The organism is Meiothermus cerbereus DSM 11376, from assembly GCF_000620065.1.
In the GTDB taxonomy this organism is placed as follows: Bacteria; Deinococcota; Deinococci; order Deinococcales; family Thermaceae; genus Meiothermus; species Meiothermus cerbereus.
Map to the genome: position 1 here is coordinate 70,104 of NZ_JHVI01000015.1, position 21,076 is coordinate 91,179.

21 protein-coding genes are annotated in these 21,076 nt (G+C 59.8%); 9 read left to right on the forward strand and 12 right to left on the reverse strand.

All coding sequences use genetic code 11. The annotated features are described in order from the left end of the window. Nucleotides 1–47: 47 nt before the first annotated feature. From Q355_RS0107140 to Q355_RS0107150, 3 genes are all read right to left on the reverse strand, one after another. On the reverse strand, nt 48–362 hold the full coding sequence (locus tag Q355_RS0107140) for a YbaB/EbfC family nucleoid-associated protein (protein ID WP_027877167.1): 315 nt from the start codon (nt 360–362) through the stop codon (nt 48–50). 52 nt (nt 363–414) lie between these two features. Further along, nucleotides 415–1,629: an MFS transporter gene (locus Q355_RS0107145; protein WP_342665520.1), complete on the reverse strand. Its 1,215-nt coding sequence runs from the start codon at nt 1,627–1,629 to the stop codon at nt 415–417. Nucleotides 1,630–1,778: 149 nt separating this feature from the next. Further along, complete coding sequence (locus Q355_RS0107150; RefSeq protein WP_027877169.1) at nt 1,779–3,575, reverse strand: hypothetical protein; 1,797 nt, start codon at nt 3,573–3,575, stop codon at nt 1,779–1,781. 22 nt (nt 3,576–3,597) lie between these two features. Here Q355_RS0107150 and Q355_RS0107155 point away from each other — a divergent pair, with 22 nt between their 5' ends. From Q355_RS0107155 to Q355_RS0107175, 5 genes are all read left to right on the forward strand, one after another. Next, complete coding sequence (locus Q355_RS0107155; protein ID WP_027877170.1) at nt 3,598–4,356, forward strand: PP2C family protein-serine/threonine phosphatase; 759 nt, start codon at nt 3,598–3,600, stop codon at nt 4,354–4,356. Further along, entirely contained in the window at nt 4,353–6,416 is a 2,064-nt protein-coding gene (locus Q355_RS15550; RefSeq protein ID WP_084496077.1) for a protein kinase domain-containing protein, read from the forward strand. Before Q355_RS0107155 ends, Q355_RS15550 begins: the two co-directional genes overlap by 4 nt. Nucleotides 6,417–6,651: 235 nt before the next feature. Further along, nucleotides 6,652–7,155 carry a peroxiredoxin gene (locus Q355_RS15555; protein ID WP_051529346.1) on the forward strand — a complete coding sequence of 168 codons (504 nt, stop codon included), beginning with the start codon at nt 6,652–6,654 and terminating at the stop codon, nt 7,153–7,155. A 46-nt stretch (nt 7,156–7,201) separates the two neighbouring features. Then, nucleotides 7,202–7,699 carry a peroxiredoxin gene (locus Q355_RS0107170; RefSeq protein ID WP_027877171.1) on the forward strand — a complete coding sequence of 166 codons (498 nt, stop codon included), beginning with the start codon at nt 7,202–7,204 and terminating at the stop codon, nt 7,697–7,699. Nucleotides 7,700–7,723: 24 nt separating this feature from the next. Next, entirely contained in the window at nt 7,724–9,223 is a 1,500-nt protein-coding gene (locus Q355_RS0107175) for a phytoene desaturase family protein (RefSeq protein WP_027877172.1), read from the forward strand. On the opposite strand, the gene Q355_RS0107180 is transcribed toward Q355_RS0107175, so the two are convergent. The 5 genes from Q355_RS0107180 to bshA all read right to left on the reverse strand — a co-directional run bounded on the left by Q355_RS0107180 (nt 9,177) and on the right by bshA (nt 14,240). After that, entirely contained in the window at nt 9,177–10,934 is a 1,758-nt protein-coding gene (locus Q355_RS0107180; protein WP_027877173.1) for a penicillin-binding transpeptidase domain-containing protein, read from the reverse strand. The genes Q355_RS0107175 and Q355_RS0107180 overlap by 47 nt on opposite strands. Before the next feature lie 9 nt (nt 10,935–10,943). After that, nucleotides 10,944–11,420: a rod shape-determining protein MreD gene (mreD, locus tag Q355_RS0107185; protein WP_027877174.1), complete on the reverse strand. Its 477-nt coding sequence runs from the start codon at nt 11,418–11,420 to the stop codon at nt 10,944–10,946. Nucleotides 11,421–11,513: 93 nt separating this feature from the next. Further along, entirely contained in the window at nt 11,514–12,305 is a 792-nt protein-coding gene (gene mreC / locus Q355_RS0107190; protein WP_027877175.1) for a rod shape-determining protein MreC, read from the reverse strand. A gap of 346 nt (nt 12,306–12,651) precedes the next feature. Further along, nucleotides 12,652–13,017, reverse strand: a complete 366-nt coding sequence (gene mscL / locus Q355_RS0107195; RefSeq protein WP_027877176.1) for a large conductance mechanosensitive channel protein MscL — start codon at nt 13,015–13,017, stop codon at nt 12,652–12,654. 107 nt (nt 13,018–13,124) lie between these two features. Next, nucleotides 13,125–14,240, reverse strand: a complete 1,116-nt coding sequence (gene bshA, locus Q355_RS15560) for an N-acetyl-alpha-D-glucosaminyl L-malate synthase BshA (RefSeq protein WP_051529347.1) — start codon at nt 14,238–14,240, stop codon at nt 13,125–13,127. 142 nt (nt 14,241–14,382) lie between these two features. Between bshA and Q355_RS0107205 the strand changes: the two genes are divergently transcribed. From Q355_RS0107205 to hisH, 3 genes are read left to right on the forward strand one after another with little or no spacing between them, the layout of a single operon-like run. Further along, the gene (locus tag Q355_RS0107205; RefSeq protein ID WP_027877177.1) at nt 14,383–15,441 is read left to right on the forward strand and encodes a pyridoxal phosphate-dependent aminotransferase; all 1,059 of its coding nucleotides are present in this window, start codon (nt 14,383–14,385) and stop codon (nt 15,439–15,441) included. Continuing rightward, a complete protein-coding gene (hisB, locus tag Q355_RS0107210; RefSeq protein ID WP_027877178.1) occupies nt 15,434–16,018 on the forward strand; it encodes an imidazoleglycerol-phosphate dehydratase HisB in 585 nt (194 codons plus the stop codon). The genes Q355_RS0107205 and hisB overlap by 8 nt, the downstream gene beginning before the upstream one ends. Nucleotides 16,019–16,022: 4 nt before the next feature. Then, a complete protein-coding gene (hisH, locus tag Q355_RS0107215) occupies nt 16,023–16,622 on the forward strand; it encodes an imidazole glycerol phosphate synthase subunit HisH (protein WP_027877179.1) in 600 nt (199 codons plus the stop codon). A gap of 227 nt (nt 16,623–16,849) precedes the next feature. Here hisH and Q355_RS0107220 read toward each other — a convergent pair whose 3' ends face one another. The 4 genes from Q355_RS0107220 to Q355_RS0107235 all read right to left on the reverse strand — a co-directional run bounded on the left by Q355_RS0107220 (nt 16,850) and on the right by Q355_RS0107235 (nt 20,241). After that, the gene (locus Q355_RS0107220; protein WP_027877180.1) at nt 16,850–17,767 is read right to left on the reverse strand and encodes a carbohydrate kinase family protein; all 918 of its coding nucleotides are present in this window, start codon (nt 17,765–17,767) and stop codon (nt 16,850–16,852) included. 115 nt (nt 17,768–17,882) lie between these two features. Next, complete coding sequence (rsmA, locus tag Q355_RS0107225; protein WP_027877181.1) at nt 17,883–18,689, reverse strand: 16S rRNA (adenine(1518)-N(6)/adenine(1519)-N(6))-dimethyltransferase RsmA; 807 nt, start codon at nt 18,687–18,689, stop codon at nt 17,883–17,885. 90 nt (nt 18,690–18,779) lie between these two features. Further along, entirely contained in the window at nt 18,780–19,541 is a 762-nt protein-coding gene (locus Q355_RS0107230) for a metallophosphoesterase (RefSeq protein WP_027877182.1), read from the reverse strand. Between the two features lie 16 nt (nt 19,542–19,557). Beyond that, on the reverse strand, nt 19,558–20,241 hold the full coding sequence (locus tag Q355_RS0107235) for a Rad52/Rad22 family DNA repair protein (RefSeq protein ID WP_027877183.1): 684 nt from the start codon (nt 20,239–20,241) through the stop codon (nt 19,558–19,560). Nucleotides 20,242–20,549: 308 nt separating this feature from the next. On the opposite strand from Q355_RS0107235, the gene rplJ reads away from it, so the two are divergent. Beyond that, the gene (rplJ, locus tag Q355_RS0107240; RefSeq protein WP_027877184.1) at nt 20,550–21,074 is read left to right on the forward strand and encodes a 50S ribosomal protein L10; all 525 of its coding nucleotides are present in this window, start codon (nt 20,550–20,552) and stop codon (nt 21,072–21,074) included. Nucleotides 21,075–21,076 lie beyond the last annotated feature (2 nt).

A 21,076-nucleotide genomic window follows, 5' to 3' on the forward strand; every position in this document is an offset into this window, starting at 1 on the left:
CGGGCCAGTCAGTGATAGCTTGTAGCACTCGCTGCAAGCTATCGGCTTTAGAACATGCCCCCCAGCATGTTGCCGATGCCGCCCAGCTCCCGGCTCATCTCCTTCTCGGAGAGGTCGTGGGCTTTACGCTGGGCGTCCTGAATGGCTACCAAAATGAGATCCTCGAGGGCCTCGAGGTCGTCTTTGTCCACTGCATCGGGCTTGAGCTTAATGGCCTGAATCTGCCCATGTCCATTCGAGGTGACCTCTACCAGCCCCCCGCCAGCGCTACCGATGACCAGCATCTGACCCAGGCGCTCTTGCACCTCCGCTGCTTTTTTTTGGGCCTTCTGGGCCTCTTTCATGATTTTTTGAATGTTCATTCGTGCCTCCAAAACGACAATACATTATTGCACCTAGAAACCTTCTGCACCATTAGCTGGCCTTGGTTTCGCTCAAGGGAGTGGGAATGCCCCCCCGCACATAAACCACCAGAACTGCCAGAGAAACGGCTGTTCCGCTCAGAATCAGGACGGCCAGTACCCCCAGGCGGGGCTCGAGTACACCTGCTAAAAAAGTGCCGATGAGAACTGCACTTTGCATGGTGCTCCCGAAGGCTGCCAGGATGCGTCCGCGCAGTTCGGGCGGGGCGGCGGTCTGGACAATGGAGCGGGCCGGAACGATAAACATGCTGTTTAGCAAGCCCATTGCAACCATGGCAATGCCGGCCCAAAGCGGGAATGGAAATAGTCCGGTAGAGGCCAGAAATAGTCCCCAGATGCCCAGGCCCATCAAGAACACGGTTTCACGCGACAAACGACCGATGAGGAAGGGGGTGATGAGCGCGCCCAAAACGGCACCTGCCGCCATGAGGGCCTCGAGCACCCCAAAGCCCTGCACCCCGATCTTCAGGGCCCCTATGGCATAAACGATGCCCAGCGCCGCTTCCACCGAGCCGAAAGCTGCGGCTAAAGCCAGGGTGCCGACGGTTCGGCGCAGAACCGGGTTTTGCCACAGCGGACGCAGCCCCTCGGCCACTGCCGCGAAATAGTTGCCTTTACCGGCCTTGCCCGGCAGCGTAGGCAAAAAAACCAGAAATGCGGCGGCTATAAGGTACGAGACCACATCAATCCAAAAAGCGGGTGCAGGTCCCACACCGGCCACCAGCACGCCTGCCAGGGCCACAAAGCTCACATCGGCAAAGCGATCCACAAAGGTGATGAGGCTGTTTGCGCTATCCAGCTCCGACTTGGACACCAAATCGGGTATGGCGCTGTTGCTGGCGGAGTAGTAAATGGACTCAAAGACCGCCATCAGGAAGGCCAGCACCATGAGCAGGGGCATCGAGCCCATGGCAAACAGGGGAATGCAGGCGACCAGAAAGGCCCGAACCAGGTTGGAGATAACCATCAGGGTTTTGCGGTCGTAGCGGTCGGCCAGCGGTCCCAGCAGCGGCCCTAACACTGCTTTGGCCAGAAACTGGGCCCCCAGTATGAGCGATACCCAGACGGCATTCTGGGTCTCCTGGTAGGCCACAAATAGCAGGGCTACGCGGTGAATTTTGCTTCCGATAAGGGAAACCAGTGTAGAGAAAAACAGCCATCGGAATGCTTGATGTTTTAATGCGCTCCACATAGGTTGACCTATCATAATGAGTCAATGGTCGGTGGTAAAGTTAGACCAGGTTTAGATAAGGCAGTATGAGCATCACGGGCCACCGGGGCTGGAAATATGGGCCATGCCGAAGCCAGTATTCTGGCTTGCCGCCAGGTAAAAAGGGCAAAAACCCCGTGTACACCTCAAAGTTTTGCCTCCAGGGGGTGTATGCTGACCAGCCTGTGGGCCACCCGCGCGCCTTCTCGAGCCAGCACCAGCCCGCCTTCGGGTACCAGCCAGACCAGGAGGTCTTGTAGTTTACGGGGTATCAGACCGGTGGCCGAAACGTAGACGCTGTCGTCCTGATAGCGCAGCGAAAGAACCGCACTGCCCGCTTTAATGGTACTGGGGCTATCACCGACCGTGGTCGAGCCCACATCGCCCCCTAAAGTGTCGCGGGAGGGTGGGTTAAACCCGAGCCATTCGGAGAGCTCGAGGTGCAGTACCTGGGCATAGCCCTCAAGCCCCAGCATTCGCGCAATTTCGGCCAGGCGGGCTGTCCACTGGGGGTTTCGTTCGATGCGGCCCCTGACCACCTCGAGGCCCTTGCGGGCAAAGTCCTGGAGATTGTCTACCGGAGCCTCGCTGTACTTGCTGGCCGACTCCGGGCCAAACTGGCCGTAGTTGATCTCGCCCTTCAGACGCGCCGAAAGGGCCCGCAGCAAGCGCAGGTAGGCAAAGTGATTTTCCGGCCACATCAGATAAGCGAGCACCCGACCTTCGGCCAGAAGACTGGCCAGGCTGGCCGCTTCGCGTGGCCCGATACGCAGGTGCAGATAATCTTTGTAGCGAATAACATGCAGCTCGGCGTCGGGCAGGGTCAGACTGAAGGCCGCCTCTTCCTCGATAATCCGCTCCTGTTCGGCTACGCTTATGCCAAAGACTTTTCCTGCCTGCGAAATACCTACCTCGTGATTCCAGAAATAGAAGCGCTGGGGCATCAGGCGCAGGGTAAGCGCTTTGGCCTCGCGTGGAATGGCCTCGAGGGCGTATTCGGGGTTCTGGCTTCCCAGGATTTTCTGAGGTATTTGCGGCCAGCCGGCTTCGCCCATCGGACTGGGTAGGTAGCGGGTGAGCAGGCTGGTAAGGCGCTCAATGGCAGCCGAGAATCGCGCCCGGTCTTCTTCAATGACCAGCGACATGCGCCGTTCTTCGGCGGCGGCATTTTGCAGGCGTTCTTCTAAGGCCCGAATCTCGCCTAGGCTAAGGTTTTGCCGTCGGGCTTCCTCGAGTGCCCGGTGCAGGGCCTCGAGGCTAGGCCCGCGCGAGCTGGTTCGTAGCGAGCCCTCGCTTTCGAGTATCCGCCGGGCAAACCGCCTTATATAAGGCACGATTTCTTCGGGTGGGAGCTTGAGTTTGGGGGAGAGGGCAAAAGCCTCACGAAACAGCTCTAATAGCAGGTTTTTGGCGATGGTGAGGTTGTCGAGGTGAACCCTGGGGTCTGAAACGCTGGGAATGGGATGGGCAAGCGTGAAGCGCGAAAGGTTATAGTCCTGCGAAAAATGGGGGCTTTTGGAATAGGCCTCGAGGTTTTGCAGAATGGCAAAGGCCATGCGCAGCTCATCGCGCTTACCCTGGTTGAGAACTTTCGCCGTGCGAAGCAGGTCGCGGTCGAGACGGCTCCAGTACACCGCCTCGGCCAGTTTGCCCAGGGCTTCCCGCTCAGGGCTAAACGAGGCCTGCTCATCTTCAATCACAATTGCGCTTAGGTCAGGGGCGCTGCTTTCGTCCACGGTGGTTTTGTACCCCGGGCGGTGGGCCTTGAAGCGCCCATCAATGTCCCGAAACTTCTTGGCCAAAGGACCCGGCAGGTTGGACTGAATCAAAATTTGGCGCAAACGGGTGAGGCCGGCCATTCCCCCTTTGGGTTCGTTGCCTGCCACAAGGTCATCTACCTTGTACTCATATAACTCAAGTAATTCAACCAGGCCTGCTTTCATTCAGACGGTATTATAAGGTGTCATGCGATTGGCACGGCTCGAAATTGCCACAGAATCCAACATTGGCCGGCGTCGTCGGAACAACGAGGACTTTCACCGTGTAGCAGTGCATCCGACCCCAGCCGGAAACCTGGTACTGCTGGCTGTGGCCGATGGTATGGGGGGGGCCGAGGCGGGTGAGCTGGCCAGCAAGCTGGCTATTGAAGGGGTTAGCTCGGCAGTCAAATCTTATGCCGAGCACGCCGCAACAGGCCGCCCGGGCGTGGGGCTCAACCTGGTCATGGATAAGGCCTTTAAGCTCTCCCAACGGCGCATTTTACAGGAAGGGGAGCGGGTGCCCTCGCGTAAAGGCATGGGCACCACGCTGACTGCGGTAATACTCACCGAGTGGAACCGACAAGCCGTAATCGGACATGTGGGTGATACCCGCGCCTACCGATACTCATCGGGCCGATGGACGCTTTTGACCCAGGATCACTCCTGGGTGGCCCAGCAGGTACGCCAGGGCGTGCTAAGCGCAGAACAGGCCGAAGATCATCCCTGGAAGCACATGCTTACCCAGGCCCTGGGGCTCTCCGATGTTAAGCACGACATCATCTCGGTAAGTTTTGCGCCCGGCGAAGTGCTGGTGCTGGCCACCGATGGCCTGTATGGGCTGGTGCCCCCGGAGGAATGGAGTATTGGCGGCGACCTTCAATCGGCCCTCGAGAGCTGGGTGGCAAAGGCCTTGGTGCGGGGCGGCACCGACAACATCACGGTTGTAGCAGCGAGGTTCAGATGAGTTACCTGCTGGCTTTATTGTTGGTTGCTATTTCCACGGCCCTGATCCTGCGCTTAGGGCGTAGCTGGCCTATGCTGGCCTTGCTGGCCCTCATGCTGGGGGGCCTGGTGGTGTTGGGGGCCGAACCCTGGCTGCTGGCTGCTGCTTTTTTGTTGGGGCTGGGGGCTATTTGGGTTCCCAGGACTACCCGCGTGGCCTTCAAGCCTCGCCCTAAACCGACCCCCCAAACTGCCAAAGGCAAAAACAACCCAAAAGTTTCGGCCTCGAACAGCGTTACGGGCCTCGAGGCCCTGTACGAAATCCAGGAAAAAGTTGGCATTGGGGGCATGGCTACCGTTTACAAGGGCCGTAGCAAAAAAGACGGACGCCTCATAGCCCTAAAAATCCCCCAGGAAAAATACGTTGGCGACCCGCGCTTTGTGCGGCGTTTCCACCGTGAGGCCGAGCTGCTGGCCCACCTCGATCACCCCGGTATCGTCAAGGTGTACGACCATGGCAACCAGGGCGATACCCACTACATCGCGATGGAGTTTCTCGATGGCGAGGGACTTGACCGGCTTATCGAAAGCAAGCGCCTGTCCATCAAGAGCATAGTGCAGATAATGAGTCGAGTGGCCGAGGCCCTGCAGCACATCCACGCCCAGGGCATCATTCACCGTGACATCAAGCCCGGAAACATCATGGTGCTTAAAAATGCGCTGCGCGAGGACGGCAGTGTAGACCCACGTGGGGTGCGCCTGATGGACTTTGGCATTGCCGCCGGCAAGGTGCTGACCCGCCTGACCATCACCGGCGCCCGCATTGGAACCCCGGTCTACATGAGCCCAGAACAGGCCAAGGGCCAGCGCATCGACCACAAATCGGACATCTACAGCTTTGGGGTGGTGTTCTATGAGGCCCTGTGCGGACAGCCCCCTTTCCAGGGCGCCTATGAGGCGGTCATCCACCAGCAGATTACCCAGATGCCTGCCCCTCCCAAGCAGGTCAACCCCGAGATTCCCCAGGTGCTCTCCGACCTGATTTACCGGATGCTGGAGAAAGACCCGGAAAAGCGCCCAGGTTTAGAAACGGTGCTGGAGGTGTTGCGCGGTAAGTGGGAAGAAGACCCGGGCCTCACCGCGCCTTCCTACCTGGCCCTGGCGGTCGAGACCAAAAAGGGCACCCTGCGGCTGATGGACCTGAGCGGCACCTTAATGCGGATGTGGAGCGGGGTGGGCAGTGGACGGGGTATGTTCCCATCCCCCCCGCTGGCGCTGGCTGTTGACAGGGACGGGGGCTTTTGGATCAGCTTATTTGAGTATGGCGGTGGGGCAGTGCGCCTGGTGCACCGCTTTGATGCCGAAGGCGAGATTACCCACTCGATTGCACCTTACGGCATGAAGCTGGGCGAGCTCTTGTACCCGGTCTCGTTGGCGGCTTTGCCAAATGGCCTGCTGGTGCTGGACGGTGAGGCCTGCACCATCACCCGCTTTGACCTTGCGGGCAACCCCGTAACCCGTTTTGGTGGAGCCGGGCCGGGCCGGGGAACCTTTGAGTCGCCGAGGGTACTGCTGGCCAGCCAGAACTATATCTTTGTGCTCGATTACGGCAACCGCCAGGTGCAGCGCCTCGACCACAAAGGCCAGTATGTTTCACGCTATGCCTTCCGCAAGAGCCGGGAGTCGCAAGAGCTGCGGCTGCTGGGGGGGCTGGGCCTGACCCCTCAGGAAGAGCTTTTGATCTACGATGTGGACAGCCAGAAAATTCGCAAACTTTCTCTCGAGGGCGAGGTACTGCTCTCGCTGCCGCTGCCCGTGGCCGAGGGCGAAGACCCCAACAGCCAGGTGGATATGGTGGTGCTGGGCGATACCATCTACGCTATCCGCCGAGGCGGCAGCAAAATTCACCGCATCAAGCTGGATGGCCAGGCCCTGCCTAGCCTCGAGGTATACGCCCCATTGCGTGGCATTGCCATCTGGCACAACACCCTGCGCAGCAAAACCGAAGCACCAACGATACCAGATTCGGTTAGTTCGTCACCGAACGGTGACGAACTAACCCGACCGAAGGGAGTGCTCTAGGATTCAAAAAGATAGCCCCTTGATGTTTTTTGTTTGAAGAGTATCTTTTTGAATCCGGTATGAGCCGCTCGGCCCACTAGGGTCTTTTGATGGCCAGGCTACCCGCATCCCTTTTGCTGGGCGCTAACGGTCTGTCCTGAAGGGGATCGTCCTGTACAAAGCCATTAGCGGACCCTCGAGCCCAATGTTGTGCTGCCTTACGGCCAGGCTAGCGTAAAACCTTCATGCTAAAAGCATGAAACTCAAACCCGGCGACCCCGCTCCGCTGATTCAGGTACAAGACGCGCTGGGCCGAACCATAGACCTGGCTGAGCTGGTACGGCAGGGGCGCTACATTGTGCTGTGGTTTTACCCTAAGGCCAGCTCGCCCGGTTGTACGGCCCAGGCCAGGCAGTACGCCGAGCTGCGCAATGCTTTCCAGCAGCTTGGTGCGGAGGTGTTCGGGGTGAGCCGGGACCCTGCCTCGGCCCAGTGTGATTTTATCGATAAGCTGGCCCTCGAGGGCGGCATGATTCCCGATCCATCGGGTCTGTTGGGGCGCGCGTTGGGGGTTGGCGGCTTTTTAGGATTGGGCGCACTGCTGGGTTTGTATAACCGCGATACTATCCTGATTAACCCCCAGGGCAAGGTCGAGCAGGTCTGGCGCAACGTCAACCCCTTCCGCGATGCCCAGGTGGTGCTGGAGTACCTGGAGTCGAAGGTGAAAGCCCTTGGGCAGCTCGAGGCCGCTTCAAGATGAAGCCTGGCCTACAGCCGATGGTGAACTTTGCCATCAAACTTTAGTCATGCGGCGCTTGTGGTGGATGATCCTGTTACTGGCCCCGGTGCTGGCGCTGGCTCCTGGCGACCCGGTGGCCTTGCCCAAGGTACAAGATTCCTATGGCAGGCCCGTAGACCTGGCGGCCATAGCTAAGGAGGGAAGGTATCTGCTGTTTTGGTTTTATCCCAAGGCCAGCTCGCCCGGCTGCACCGCCCAGGGCAAGCGCTATGCAGAGCTTTCCGGCGAGTTCGACAGGCTTGGGGTCGAAATTTTTGGCGTAAGCGCCGACCCTGCCTCCGAGCAATGCGCTTTTATCGAGCAGATGGCCCTCAAGGGCGCCATGCTGCCCGACAAGGACGGCACCCTGGCCCGGCTGTTCAAGGTGGGGGGCTTTTTGGGCTTCTACAACCGCGACACCATTCTGGTCAACCCCAAAGGCCGTATTGAACGCATATGGCGCAACGTTAACCCCTTTCGCGATGCCGACACGGTGCTGGCCTATGTGCGCGAGCTGAAAAAGTAGGGGAAGGGGCTTCCGTAGGATTTCATGAGAGTTGTGGTTATTGGTGCGGGGGTGGGGGGGCTAACCGCGGCGGCTCTGCTGGCCAGGGCTGGCCTCGAGGTCACCGTGCTTGAGCACCACACCTATCCCGGTGGCTCGGCGGGTACCTTCTGGCACCAGGGTTTTCGTTTCGATGCGGGGGCCACCCTACTGGCAGGTTTTGACCAGGATGGGGTGTTTACCCGCTTGGAGGGCCTGCTGGGGGTGCGTTTTCCCGTGCGCAGGCTGTTTGCTGGCGAGTCCCTGATGGAGGTCTGGCTGCCCGATGGTCGGATGGTGCCCCGTCCGGTGGGCCGAACCCATGAGATCGAGGCCCAGCTCGAGGCGTTCGGTAGCAGCGTGCGGGGCTTCTGGGTCTGGCAGGCCAGGCGGGCCCTGGCCCTCTGGCAGCTGGCCCAGGGCCTGCCTTTTCCACCAGCCGATGGGCAGGAGCTCTGGCGTTTGCTGCAAAAAGGGCTTCCTTGGGCTATGAAAAACTGGGCGGGCCTGCCGGGTATTCTGGCTGACCTGGTACGGCGTACCGCCGAGCACGCACCCCGCCACCCTGGATTCCGGCGTTTTTTAGACGCCCAGCTTCTGATTGCGGCTCAAGCTGATGCTAGGCGTACCTATGCCCTCTTTGGTGCTGCAGCCCTGGACCTGCCTCATCGGGGCCCGGCCATGCCGCTGGGCGGGATGGGGGCTATCGCAGAAACCCTGACCCAGGCTGTAGTTCAGCACGGGGGCCGGGTGCTTTACCGCCACCGGGTGGATCAGTTAAGGGTCAGAGACGGACGGGTGGAAGCGGTGGAGGTGATGCTGGGGGGGCGGCGGCGGGGGGAGCGCGAGACGTTCGAGGCCGACATTTTTATAGCCAACCTGACCCCAGGCGACCTGGCTGCCCTGGTTCCGGGGGGTAAAAAGCCAGCCCCACCTGCCGATGGCTGGGGGGCTTTTATGCTGCATGCGGCTATTCCTCAGGCGGCAGTTCCACCTGGTGCACCCTACCGGCAGTGGGCAGGCGAGGGTGAGTGGGTATTCCTGAGCCTTTCGGATCAGGGCGATACTTTGCGAAGCCCACCAGGTTTGAGGGTGCTGTCGGCCTCGGCGCATACCCGCCTGACCGACTGGCAGGGGCTTTCTAAAGAGGAATACCAGGCCCAGAAACGGGCCTGGCAACAACGGCTTGTGGGTCAGGTAGAGCGGCTGATACCGGGTTTTAGGGAGTCGGCAGTTCTGATACTGGGCGCCACCCCACGAACCTATCATTTCTATACCCGTCGGCAGGAAGGTTGGGTGGGGGGATACCCTCAGGTACACCCCTTGCGCACCCCCAGCCCCAAAACGCCCTTTTCCAATCTCTGGCGGGTAGGGGAGACCGTCTTTCCAGGCCAGTCGGTGCCAGCGGTAGCGATGGGAGGGGAGCGGGTTGCTGCTTTGGTGCTCGAGCGGCTGGGCCTTAGCGCAACGCCAAAGGCTGCCCGACTTTCCAATACGCGGCCATAACCTTTTTAGCTGCCGGAAGGGCCACACCGCTGCCCTCACCGCCGTTTTCAAAGAAAGCCACTACCACTAAAGGGGGGCGTGGGTCGGTGGGGTCTGTCGGCCCGTAGCCCATGTACCAGGCGTGCTCGAGGCCTGGGGTGAGGCTTTCGTTCTGGGCCGTTCCGGTCTTACCCGCGGTGGCTACCGGAAAATCACCCAGCACGTGCCGGGCAGTACCCCAGGTTACGGTTTTTCGCATGCCTTCTTGCAACTCGCGCCAATAGCGGCCGCTCACCAAGGTGGTGGGCCGCTTGATCTGCTGGTTGCCAATTCGGCGAACCAGATGCAGCTCGGGCTGCTGACCGTTCTGGGCGATGGTGGCCAGCATTCGGGCAATCTGTACCGGCGTGGCCTTGTTGTACCCCTGCCCAATCATGATCGAGAGGGTCTCGCCCGGCCACCAGCGGGGGTCTTTGGGGATGTTTTGCTTCTTCCACTGCAGGGTGGGCACAATCCCGGTTTGTTCGCCGATTTCCAGGCCTGTAGGCCGCCCCAGCCCGAGCTCGAGGGCCCGCTTGTGCAGCTTATTTACCATGCCGATTGGATCGAGCATGGCGACCTGGTAGTACCAGGTGTTGCAGCTTTGCGCGATGGCTTCCTTGACGGTCATCATGCCCATGTCCACCTTAGCCCAGTTGCGCCGTATGCCACCAAAAACGATGTAGGGGCTGCAGCGGAACGCAGTGTTGGCTGTTATATAGCCGCTTTCTAAAGCCATGCTCGAGCTGGCCAGCTTGTAGGTGGAGCCGGGCGGATAGGCGTTGACGGCGCGGTTCAGGGTAGGGCGGTCCTTGTCGGCGAAAAGCTCGCGGATTTTATCGTTGGGACGGGGCCTGCGGCCAAACAAGTTGGGGTCGAAGGCGGGCGCTGTAGCCATGGCTAAAACCTCGCCACTGCGCGGATCCAGCGCCACGATGGCACCCTTGGCCCGGCTGACCAGAGGAAGACCATAGCGCTGACGGATGCGATTAATGTCGGCTACGGCCTCCTGCAAGGCCTGCTCGGCGGCCTGTTGCAAGTTCAGATCCAGGGTGAGGTAGACGTCGGTACCAGCCTGAGGTTCTTTGATTTCCTCAAAGCGCACCCGCTGGCCTCTGGCATTTACCTCAGCCAGCACCACCCCCTTGACACCCCTGAGCTGAGGTTCCAGGGCGGCCTCGAGGCCCGAAGCGCCCACCAGCTCCTCTGGCTCGTAGCCTTCTTTGAGCTGCTCCTGGCTGGGCAGGGCCGTATAACCGATAACCGGCCCCGCGATTGGATTGGGATAGACGCGTTCGATGCGCTCGAGAAGCTTCAGGTTGGGTTCGCCGGCAGCCAGCTCGGCCAGGGTGGGGACAAGGGCTTCGGGGATGTTGACCATCAGTTCCACTGGCTCACGCCCTGCCTCGGGTAGGGCTTTGAGTCCGGTCAGGGCCAGAAGCCGATCCTTGAACTGCACCTCGCCCCCCATATAAAGCAAATCTACTGCCAGCCGGTTGGTTGCGATTACCCGGCCGTTGCGGTCAAATATCCTCCCCCGGGGGGCTAGGGTGGTCTCGGTGCGCAGGTAGTTGCCTTGGCTGCGGGTGGCGTACTGCTCGTACTGCACCACCTGGAGCTGCCATAGCCGCGCTGCAAACAACACCAGCATCAGGTAAAAAATCCCCAGCAGGATCCAGACACGGCTGTTCACGGAGTACTCCTATTTGCTGCGACCTGCATAAAGTTGCCGATATAGCCCAAATGCCAGGGGGGCAATCAGTAGGGTCAGCAGCATCTCCGGTACCATAACCGACCAGAGGGTGAGAGGGTTGAACTGGCCCAGTCGTAGCCAGAGGGCCACCAGCATGATCCCGAGCCACTTGGCCACAAAGCTTCCCCCCAGAATAACCATTTGCCCGGCTAGCTCGTCCCAGTGCACCAGGCGCGAAAGTCGGTAGTATGCGTACGCGGCCAGCAACAGCCCCACCGCATGTAGCCCAGGGTATCCGGCCGAGAGCAGGTCTTGCAGTAGCCCTATCGAGAAGGCCAGGGGCAAGCCAAAAAAAGGCGATAAAGAAGCGACCACCAGCAAGGTAGCCAGATAAATTAGATCGGGTGGCGGGATGGTGTCACCCAACAGCCCGGATGAAAAACCCTGGAGTATAAACGCCAAAACGATAAGCAGAATCAGTCGCATAGGTGGGTAGGGATGTTCAGCATGATAAAAAACCGGATGTGGCAGAAAGGCACAGGGGGCTTTGCAAGGATATGAGCTTTTGCCAACCTGAAATCATAGCGGCCTTAGTACCTGCACTTCCTCCAACAGCGAGAGCTGCACAGCCGGCCGTACCAGCAAAACCTTTTTCAAAGCTCCTGGTGATACAGGGAGCACCTGCTCGACCGTGCCTACCGTAATACCGGCAGGGTAGAGCCCCTGCAGGGCGCCCGAAACCACCTTATCGCCGGGCTTGACACTGGCTTCGGGTGCAATTTCAACCCGCAGCATTCGCGGTGGAGCGCCATAGGCAATACCCCGACCTGGTGCGCCTGCCAGGCGAACCCCCACCCTCGACTCGGGGTCGAGGATGGTTCGTACAACAGCGTTGTTGGCCGTAACCTCGGTAATAACGCCTACCAGCCCATTGGCAGAGGTTACAGGCATTCCCACCCGCAGCCCCTGGGCCGCACCAGCCCCCAAGAAAAGCCGCCGGTACAGCCCCGAGGGGTCGTCGTCAATGACCGGCGCCACTGCAACTACCCCCAGGCCCTGAACCGCCTGTACCCGCAAGGTGGCCTGTAGACGACGGTTTTCCAGGGTTAAGCGCTGGTTTTCTTGTCGCAATAGCTGCAACTCTGCCTGCATGCGCCGCTGCTCCGCCCGCAGGTCACGCCGGTCAAAGATGGCAGCCAGGCTAGCCCTGGTATTCTGGCCCAGGCGAAAGGAAAAACCAAACAAAGGTGCAATGCTCGCAGCAAACTCCCCCGGCAGGCTGGGGGCCGATTGGCGGGTGATGGTTGCCAGAAGTATGCCCAGCAGCAGTAGCCCCGCCAACAAACCCCGACGCAATAAGGTATCGCTCACGACCTACCACCCTCGAGGCTATATAAATGAATGTGGCTTGCCATTAAACCTCTCAACAACCCAACTCCCAAACAAGAGTCTAGCCTACCTTAGGCTACTCCGCTCCATACCGGCCCTTCTGGGCCGCTAAGCAGGAATATATTACTCAGTTATAGTTTGAGAAAGGCTGCATGGCGCCCAAGAGCTTTGGCAGGCCCAACGGCGTTTGCTAATAATCACCCCAAAAAACACCCGCCAACGAGACGGGTGTTTGACAGAACTGCAGTGCCCAGGTGAAGCCCAGCACACTTCCTTCGATCGGGGCGAGCAGTCACCAAGCTCGGTATTGTGCGTGCTGGCAACAGCTTTATTTCTTCAGTGCATCGCGGATTTCGCGCAACAGGACAACTTCCTCGGGTGGGGCCGCAGGAGCCTCGGGCTCTTTTCTTTTGGACATCTCCTGCAGCTTGTTCATGGGCGTGACCACAAAGAAATACAGGGCGAAGGCCACCATCAGAAAGCTCACCACGGCATTGATAAACTTGCCGATGTTCAGCGCCCCCAGCTTGAGGGCCGAGAAGTCGGGTGCACCAAAAATCATGCCAATTAAAGGGGTGATGATGTCCGCAACTAGTGAGTTAACAATGGCCCCGAAGGCGCCCCCAATAATCACACCCACCGCCAGGTCGAGCACATTTCCACGCATGATGAACTTTTTGAACCCTTCCAGCATACCAACCTCCTTGTTTGGTGCCAGGCCAGCACACCGTTTGGTGATAAGCCTACACCAGGGATGTGAAAGGCGTTTGTAAGGCCAAATCTGGGAGAACCTGGAGGTCATCAAACCGAGGATTCTGGCTCGAAGGTTTTGTTTTTTATAGCCAGCCGGTAAACCTGCTCATACTGATGGGTAATGTGGTCGGGGTTGAAATGGGCCTGGGCATAGTTACGGGCCGCCTCGCGCATCTGGGCTAGGTTGGGGGATGTAAGCAGTTCTACTACTGCTTGTGCAAAGGCCTCGAGGTCGCCAAACTCTACCAGGCGGCCTACTTCCGGGGTGAGCCATTCGGGAATACCGCCAACCCGGGTCGCTACTACCGGAACTCCACAGGCCAGGGCCTCGAGGCCCGACTGGCCGAACCCTTCGTACTCCGAGGCCAGTAAGAACACATCCGCCGCACCGATGACCTCTTCGGGGTTTTTGGCCGTAGCGAGCGAGGTTACGCTGTCGTCTACCCCCAGGTTATGGGCAATCGAGAGGGCCTCGGCCCGCTCCGGCCCGCTGCCCACCAGAACCAGCCGGGCCCTTACCTTCTGGCGGACTTTGGCGAATACATGCACGATGTCGCCCACCCGCTTGACCGCGCGAAAGTTAGAGGCGTGTACCAGCAGAAACTCGTCCTGGGCTGCATAGAAGCGTTTGGCCTGGGGGTTGGGTCGAAAGCGTTGGGTATCTACGGCGTTGTAGATGACCTGCGGGCTTACCCCAAAGATGCGCTGAGCCTGCTGGGCCAGGCTATGCGAGACCGCCGTTACGGCAGCAGCTTTTTGCAGGGCTCTGGCGGTCAGGGCCTGATAGGCCGGGTCTATGCCCAGGAGGGTTACGTCGGTGCCGTGCAGGGTGTGCACCAGGGGAATGCGGCCTTCCGCGGCCAGCTCGGCGGCTACAGCGTGGGGGATGGCGTAGTGGGTGTGGAGTATTTCCAGGTGTTCTTCACGAATGGCCCGCTCGAGCGCCCCCGCCAGGGCCAGGGTGTAAAGAGGGGCCGGAAATACCGGATAATTAGGCACCTCCACCGGTACAAACCGCACCGGACTCCCTGCGGGCAGGCGCATGGGAAGCTCGGTGGCAAACAGATAAACCGTATGACCCCTCTGGGTCAGCCGATCGGCCAGCTCCGAGGCCACAATCCCGCTGCCCCCCAGGCCTGGATAACACACCATTCCGATTCGCATGGCCTTAGCCTAATGAACCTGCTACGCCTGCATTGGTGCGGGGTTCACGGTTGGGGGACTTGCCTGGGGTTTTTGCATCTACAGTTTTATCCTTTGCGCCGCTACCCTTGACGCACGGCCCGCTACTGCCGACAATCGGGGAGTGAAGGCCTTTAAGCCCCACCTACAGGGACTGCCCAGCTACCCTTACAAAAAGGTAGAAGCGCCCATCAAGCTCGATCAGAACGAAAGCCCCTACGACCTACCTGCCGAGCTCAAGCAGCGGGTTTTAGAGCGTTTGCAAAACCTACAATTCAATCGGTATCCCCATTTGCACGCCGAGGATGTGCGGGAAAGGCTATCGGCGCATCTGGGCTGGCCCATGGAAGGGCTGGTGGTTTCTCCGGGCTCCAACCTGCTCATTCAAGCCCTGGCCCTGGCGGCGGGGCAGGTGCTGGATACTGCGCCTTCTTTCCCTCACTACGCGCTCAGTGCAAAACTGGCGGACACACCTTATCGGGCCATTTCCCTGGGCCCTGGCTTTGACCTACCGACCGGGGCTTTGCTAAAGGCCATGGAGGCCGAGCCAGGGGTGCTGTTTCTGCCCAACCCCCACGCGCCCACGGCCCGGCTTTTTGCCGAAGAAGACCTTCGCCTTCTGGCCGAAAAGGCCGCGCAAACGGGCTGGTTGCTGGTCTTAGACGAAGCCTACCACCAGTTTTCGGGCACGGATTATTCGCCGCTGGCTCGAGCCAACCCCAACGTAGCCATCCTGCGCACCTTCTCCAAAGCCTGGGGGCTGGGGGGTATCCGGGCGGGCTACCTGCTGGCCTCGCCGGAGGTGGCCAGCGTGGTGCAGAACTTCGTTCCACCCTTTGGCCTGCCGGCCCACACCGCCCAGATTTTGCTCACGGTGCTGGAGGCACCCGGCTACGTGCAGGGGATTGTGCAAAGCCTGCTGGCCGAGCGGGAAAAGCTGTTCCGGGCGCTGCAGCAGCACCCCACCTGGCAGGTGTATCCGAGCCAGACCAACTTCCTGCTCATCCGCACCCCCGACGCCGCCGCCGCCTACAGCGGGCTGCTGCGACAGGGCATCCTGGTGCGGCGGCAGGACCACTATCCTGGCCTGGAAGGCTGCATCCGGGTCTCGCTGGGTACGCCCCAGGAAAACCAGCGTTTTTTGCAGGCTGCCTTCGCCTTGACCGAGGTGCCCCATGCGTAGCGCCTTCATCGAGCGCAACACCGCCGAGACCCAGATCAAACTGAGCCTGAGCCTTGATGCTGCGCCGGGTGGGCAGATCTCGACCGGCCTGGGGTTTCTCGATCACATGCTGGTGGCCCTAGAGCGGCACGGGCGGTTTGGCTTGAGCATCGAAGCCAAGGGCGACCTGGCCGTGGATGTGCACCACCTGGTGGAAGACGTGGGCATCGTGCTGGGTATGGCCCTGCGGCAGGCGGTGGGGGAGGGTAGGGGCCTCGAGCGCTACGGCGAGGCCACCGTGCCCATGGACGAAACCCTGGTGCAGGTGGTGCTGGATCTGTCCGGGCGCAGCCACCTGGCCTTTGTGCCCGAAGAGCTGAGCATTGAAGGGAGCGCCGGGGGTCTGAATGCCTATCACCTGCGCGAGTTTTTGCGGGGGCTTTGCAACCAAGCTGGCCTGACCCTGCACGTGCGGGTCTTGGCGGGGCGCGAAGCCCACCATGTGCTCGAGGCCACCTTCAAGGCCCTGGCCCGGGCCCTCTACCAGGCCACCCGCCTGACCCGGCCCGACCTGCCCAGCACCAAGGAAGTGCTGTAGCGCCATGAAAACCCTCTTGATCGACTACGGCTCGGGCAACCTGCACAGCGCCGCCAAGGCCCTGCAAGCCACGGGCTACCGGGTCACGGTCTCGGACGACCCCCGTCAGGTAGCAAAACACGACTTGCTGGTGTTGCCGGGACAGGGCCACTTTGGGCAGGTCATGCGCTCCTTCCAGGCCTCGGGATTCGAGGAGGGGGTGCGCCAGCACATTGCGATGGGCAAGCCTTTTTTGGGCATTTGCGTGGGGATGCAGATCCTGTTCGAAGGCTCCGAGGAAGCGCCCGAAACCGCCGGGCTGGGGCTGGTGCGGGGCCGGCTGGCCCGCTTCCAGGCCGCGCGGGTGCCGCAGGTGGGTTGGAACACGGTGGAATACAGCGCCCACTTCGAGCACCTGTCGGGCCGCTATTTCTATTTTGTGCACTCCTACTTTGCCCCCCTGGTGGAGGGGAGCATTGGCATCACCGAATATGGCGGAACCCGCTTCACTGCACTCTACGCGCGGGACAACATGGTGGCCCCACAGTTCCACCCGGAAAAAAGCGGCAGGGTGGGGCTTTTGTTGCTCGAGGCCATTCGGCAGTATTTGGTTTGCGGGCTGTAGGATGAACCCCGCCTGAATCGTTGCGTTAGGGACAAGGTGGAACACCATCGTTTTTTAGCCGTTATACCGGCTTCGAGCTCTGCAATGAGGTACATCCCTGTAAAGCCTGGTGCACTTCCAGGTGAGCAGCCGCGCTACTGATCCGCCCTGAGAGGGATCGCCCCTTCGCTCGAGGTGAACTGTTCTCTACAGCGGTGGCTGCTCACCCAAATTCGGTATGAGTAAGCCTACCGGGCCTGCAAAAGGTCTTCCTCAGTAATCAGCCGTCCCTGTCCGCCAATTGCCGTGGCTGCCAGCGAGCCGGCCAGATTCCCCAGACGGGCGGCGACGAAGGGATCCTTGCCTTGCAGGATGGCGTGGGCGAAGGTGGCTGTGAAGGCATCGCCGGAGCCGGTGGTATCTACCACTTCCTCTAGGGGATAGGGTTCTATCAGTTCCTGGCGGGTTGGTGTAATCACGATGGAGCCCATCGCCCCAACCTTTACCACTACCGTTTCGTGGCCCCAGCCCTTTAACTCAGCAACCCCATCGCTTATGGAGGAAGTACCCGTCAGCGCCTGTAGTTCCACTTGGTTCATCAGCAGATAGGGAACCCCGCGCAGGATATCCAGTAGCTCTTTTCCAGCAGCGCGCACTGCGCCAGTGCCCAGGTCGGCAAAGATGGGCAACTCGCGCTTACGGGCTGCGTCCAGGGCGTTGATAGCGTATTGCCGCTGGGGCCCGCCCACAAAGGCGTAGGCAGAAAAAACAACTGCGTCCACCTGGTCTAGCATTTTGGGCTTAAACTCGGCTGCATCCAGGAAGCGGCTGGCGCCTCCAGCAGAAATCATGGAGCGTTCACCGCCCGGAACCAGCAGAATCAGAATCGAAGAGGTGGTTTGCTCCGGGTCTACCTGTAGATATTTGAGGTCAACCTTAACTTTTTCGAGCTGCGATAGGGCCACGCTGCGGAAGGGGTCATCCCCCACCCGGCTGGCCAGGTACACCTTATTGTCCAAGCTGGCCAGGTGGGCCGCTAGGGTGCCTCCTGCGCCTCCAGGCTTCATCACGGCGCGCTGAGCGGGAATTTCCTCGCCTGGCTCGGGGATTCGCTCGAGAAAGTAGATGAGGTCAACCGATACATCTCCTACGACAAAAAATCGCATTCCGGCCTCCCAGCCTTATCTCCCTACTTACAGGATTTACCACAGTCTACCGGCATCCTGAACTGATGTGTAGTAGGCTACCCCAGACCCATGAGAAATCTCTAACAAGCCGAGGCTACCCCATGCGATCTGCCAGCTGTTCAAACTGCTGCAAACTGAGGGCCTCGCCACGCACAGTCAAGGGAAGGCCAAGCTCTTCCAGCGCGTTTGCCACCCTTTCTGGCGCATAGCCGGCGGCTTTTAGGGCATTCACCAGGGTTTTGCGGCGTTGGGCAAAAGCAGCTTCGGCTAAGCGAAAGAGGGCTGGATGGTCGGGCTTGTCGTTGGGTTCCAAACAGACTACAGAGCTCGTTACCTTGGGTGGGGGAAAGAAAGCGCCCGGGGGCACATCCACAATCCGCCGGGCCAGGGCGTGGTACTGCACCCTTAGCGAAAGCAAACCGTACTCGGGCGTGGCGGGCCGGGCGGTCATGCGCAGCGCCACCTCTTTTTGCACCAGCGCAACAATCCGCCGAAACCGACCCGAAAGCAAGAGCCTGGTTATAAGTGGCGTGGCAATGTTGTAGGGCAGGTTGCCGGCAAACAAGCTCTGCGCGGGCAGGCTGGCCCAGTCAAAAACAAGCGCATCACCCCAGATGATCTGTACCGGCAAGCCGGCCAGGGTTTCGGCGTAGACGGCCTCGAGCCGGCGATCCATCTCGATGCTGATTACCTTTGCGCCAGCCTCTGCTAAAGCCCTGGTTAGGGTTCCCAGTCCAGGCCCCACCTCATAAACAGTGTCGCCAGGCTGCAGCCCTACCGCTTCGACAATTTTCTGCAAATAGCCCCGCTCGACCAGGAAGTTCTGCCCGAATCGCTTATCTGCGCTCAGGCCATAGCGACCCAGCAGTTCCCGAACAACCTTGGGCGATGTGAGGTTCACGGTTTGGGTAAAGCAGGACAGGTGCGGTGGATGGTAGGGAGATGTAATGTATGTCTGTTCATGCGGGTAATTCTGCCATTTGCTAGCTGGCTAAAAGAAGCTTGCTCCTACGGGAGGAATCTCTACTATTTCCCAGTCCAGTCTGTTCTCATCAAGAATAAGTTCCAGGTACTGGTTATGGTCGAGCGCGTCGATCAGGGCCAGCTTATCCTTGATCAGAATGCCGTTTTTCATCACGGTGTGCCCGTATACGCCAAAGCGGTAACCCATTCGCTCGACATAGTCGGCATTGCTGAGCCACCACTCCTTGGCTTCACGCCCGTTGTAAAACATTTCATCGTAGGTTTGTAGCCAGGGCACCGGCCCCACGTGGGCAAAATTGACCCCATAGAGATTGATCTGAGTGGGAAAAGTTTGTATCCAGTTTTTTATCTCTTCGGGCAGCTCTACCCCGCCCAGCTCGGGGTGGAACTCTTTGTGCTCGAGGTGGGCGTTGCCCAGCACCATATCGCCTGAAATAGCGGCATAGTCGTGATTACCCATCAGGATGGTGATGTGTTCCGGAGCAGCTTCCTGAAAACGCTTGATGCGCATCAATTCGCGAATCTGTGCCTTAGCCGCCATGCGCAGGTGATCCGGGTTGTGGGGGTCGTAGTCTTCCAGGCCGGTCAGGCGGCGGTAGTCGGCCAGGAGCTTCGGATGTACCAGGTCGCCCATCAAAACCACGCGGTAGGTACCGCGCCGCAGGGGGTCGGAAGGCAGCCAGTCCTCTCCCACGGCGTAGGAATTCCTCAAAGCCCGCCACAGCTTAGGAAAATCGGCGTGCAAGTCTCCAATCGCAATAACCTTGATCACAGTTACCCTTAGCTCAAGAGGCCTGACCTTTCAGCAAAGCCCGAAGCTCGCCGTAAAGTTTACGGGTTTCCTCGGGGTGTTTGCCATACCCCCCATATTTCATCACGATGAGCGCAGCTTGCTTACCCAGACCCGCATGCTTAAGGCGCTCGATCAAGCGGTCTATAAGCTCTTGTGGTTCAGGCTTGGCTTCGCTGGCAGTGGGGGGACTTACGGGGCCTTGTTGAGGCTGGGCCTCGAGGGTGGCCTCGAGGGTGGGCTTGCTATAGCCATCGGCCACACCAGCGAGGTTGGGTGGGCCGAACTTTCCACTGGCGGGGTCGTAGTCGACCCACTGCTGCTCGAGCCCAACCAGGAAGCGGCCCACGCCAAACTTAACCGCCGCTCGCACAAGCGCTTCGGCAAAAGCAGCTTTGAGGCTGTCCCCCTCGCCCACATCCTCTTTGCAAATGTCCATGATGGTCAGCCTGCACTTTACGGCATAAAGACCAGCAGGCTGGGCCGGGGCCTGAAGCACCTCGTAGCTATCTTGCCAGCCCTGTACCCCCACCACCTCGTCAAGCCGATCCAGCACGGCTTTGTGGCTTACATAAGGAGCTACCAGGGCCCTTCGCTTGTCTTTAGATAAGGCTTCCACCCGCCACTGCAGTTCTTCGGGTGAAAAAGGCTCGCTCAACATATCCCAGACGTCGTTCATTGGGCCCCATTCTATCAGCCTGGCAAAGCTTCAATGCCTGGCGCCGCCAAACCGCAAAAACCACCTTGTAATAGGCCAGGTTCTTTTGTATACTTCCTGCTTGGTGTCCTTCCCCGGTCGCGCAATCGACCGTGAAGGCAGCCAAAGACAGCGACGGGCTAAAAGGCCTTAATCATGTCGCCGAGGCGCTCGTAGGGAAGCGTTTTCGTGGTAAAGCGTTGGGAATTCCCTAGTCCCAAATCAAGCTGGGGTTGATGTGGGTTGTCTGTCGCCAGACGCCGCGTTGCAAGCCCCAACCAGGAGGAACTTTGCCTAGCAAGCGCAACATCGAAAACCTCGAGGCGCTCACCGCTACCCTGAAAGGAGCGGCAGGCTCGTTCTTCTTGGTGAACTACCAAGGGTTGGGGGCAGGTCCCACCGGGAAGCTGCGCAAAGTGGTGCGGGAGAAAGGCGGCGAGATTATCGTTGCCAAAAATACCCTCATCCGCAAAGCCATGAGCGACCTGGGGCTGCCGGAAATCGAGGGCCTCAGTGGCCCCTCGGCGGTGGTGGTCTTCTCTGACCCCGCCGCTGTTGCCAAGGCCCTTAAGGAGTTCGCCAAGACGAACGATAAAGGCATTCCTGCTCTTAAGGCGGGCGTGCTCTCGGGACAGGCCCTTACCGGCCAACAGGTGGAGGTCCTGGCCGACCTTCCCAGCCAGAAGGAACTGCAGGCCGAACTCGTTGGAGTGCTGTCGGCTACCATGTCCAACTTCGTGGGTGTGCTGGGGGCAAAGGCCCAGGAATTCGTCGGCATCTTGGATGCCCAGGTTCAGAAACTAGAGGCCGCTTAGGC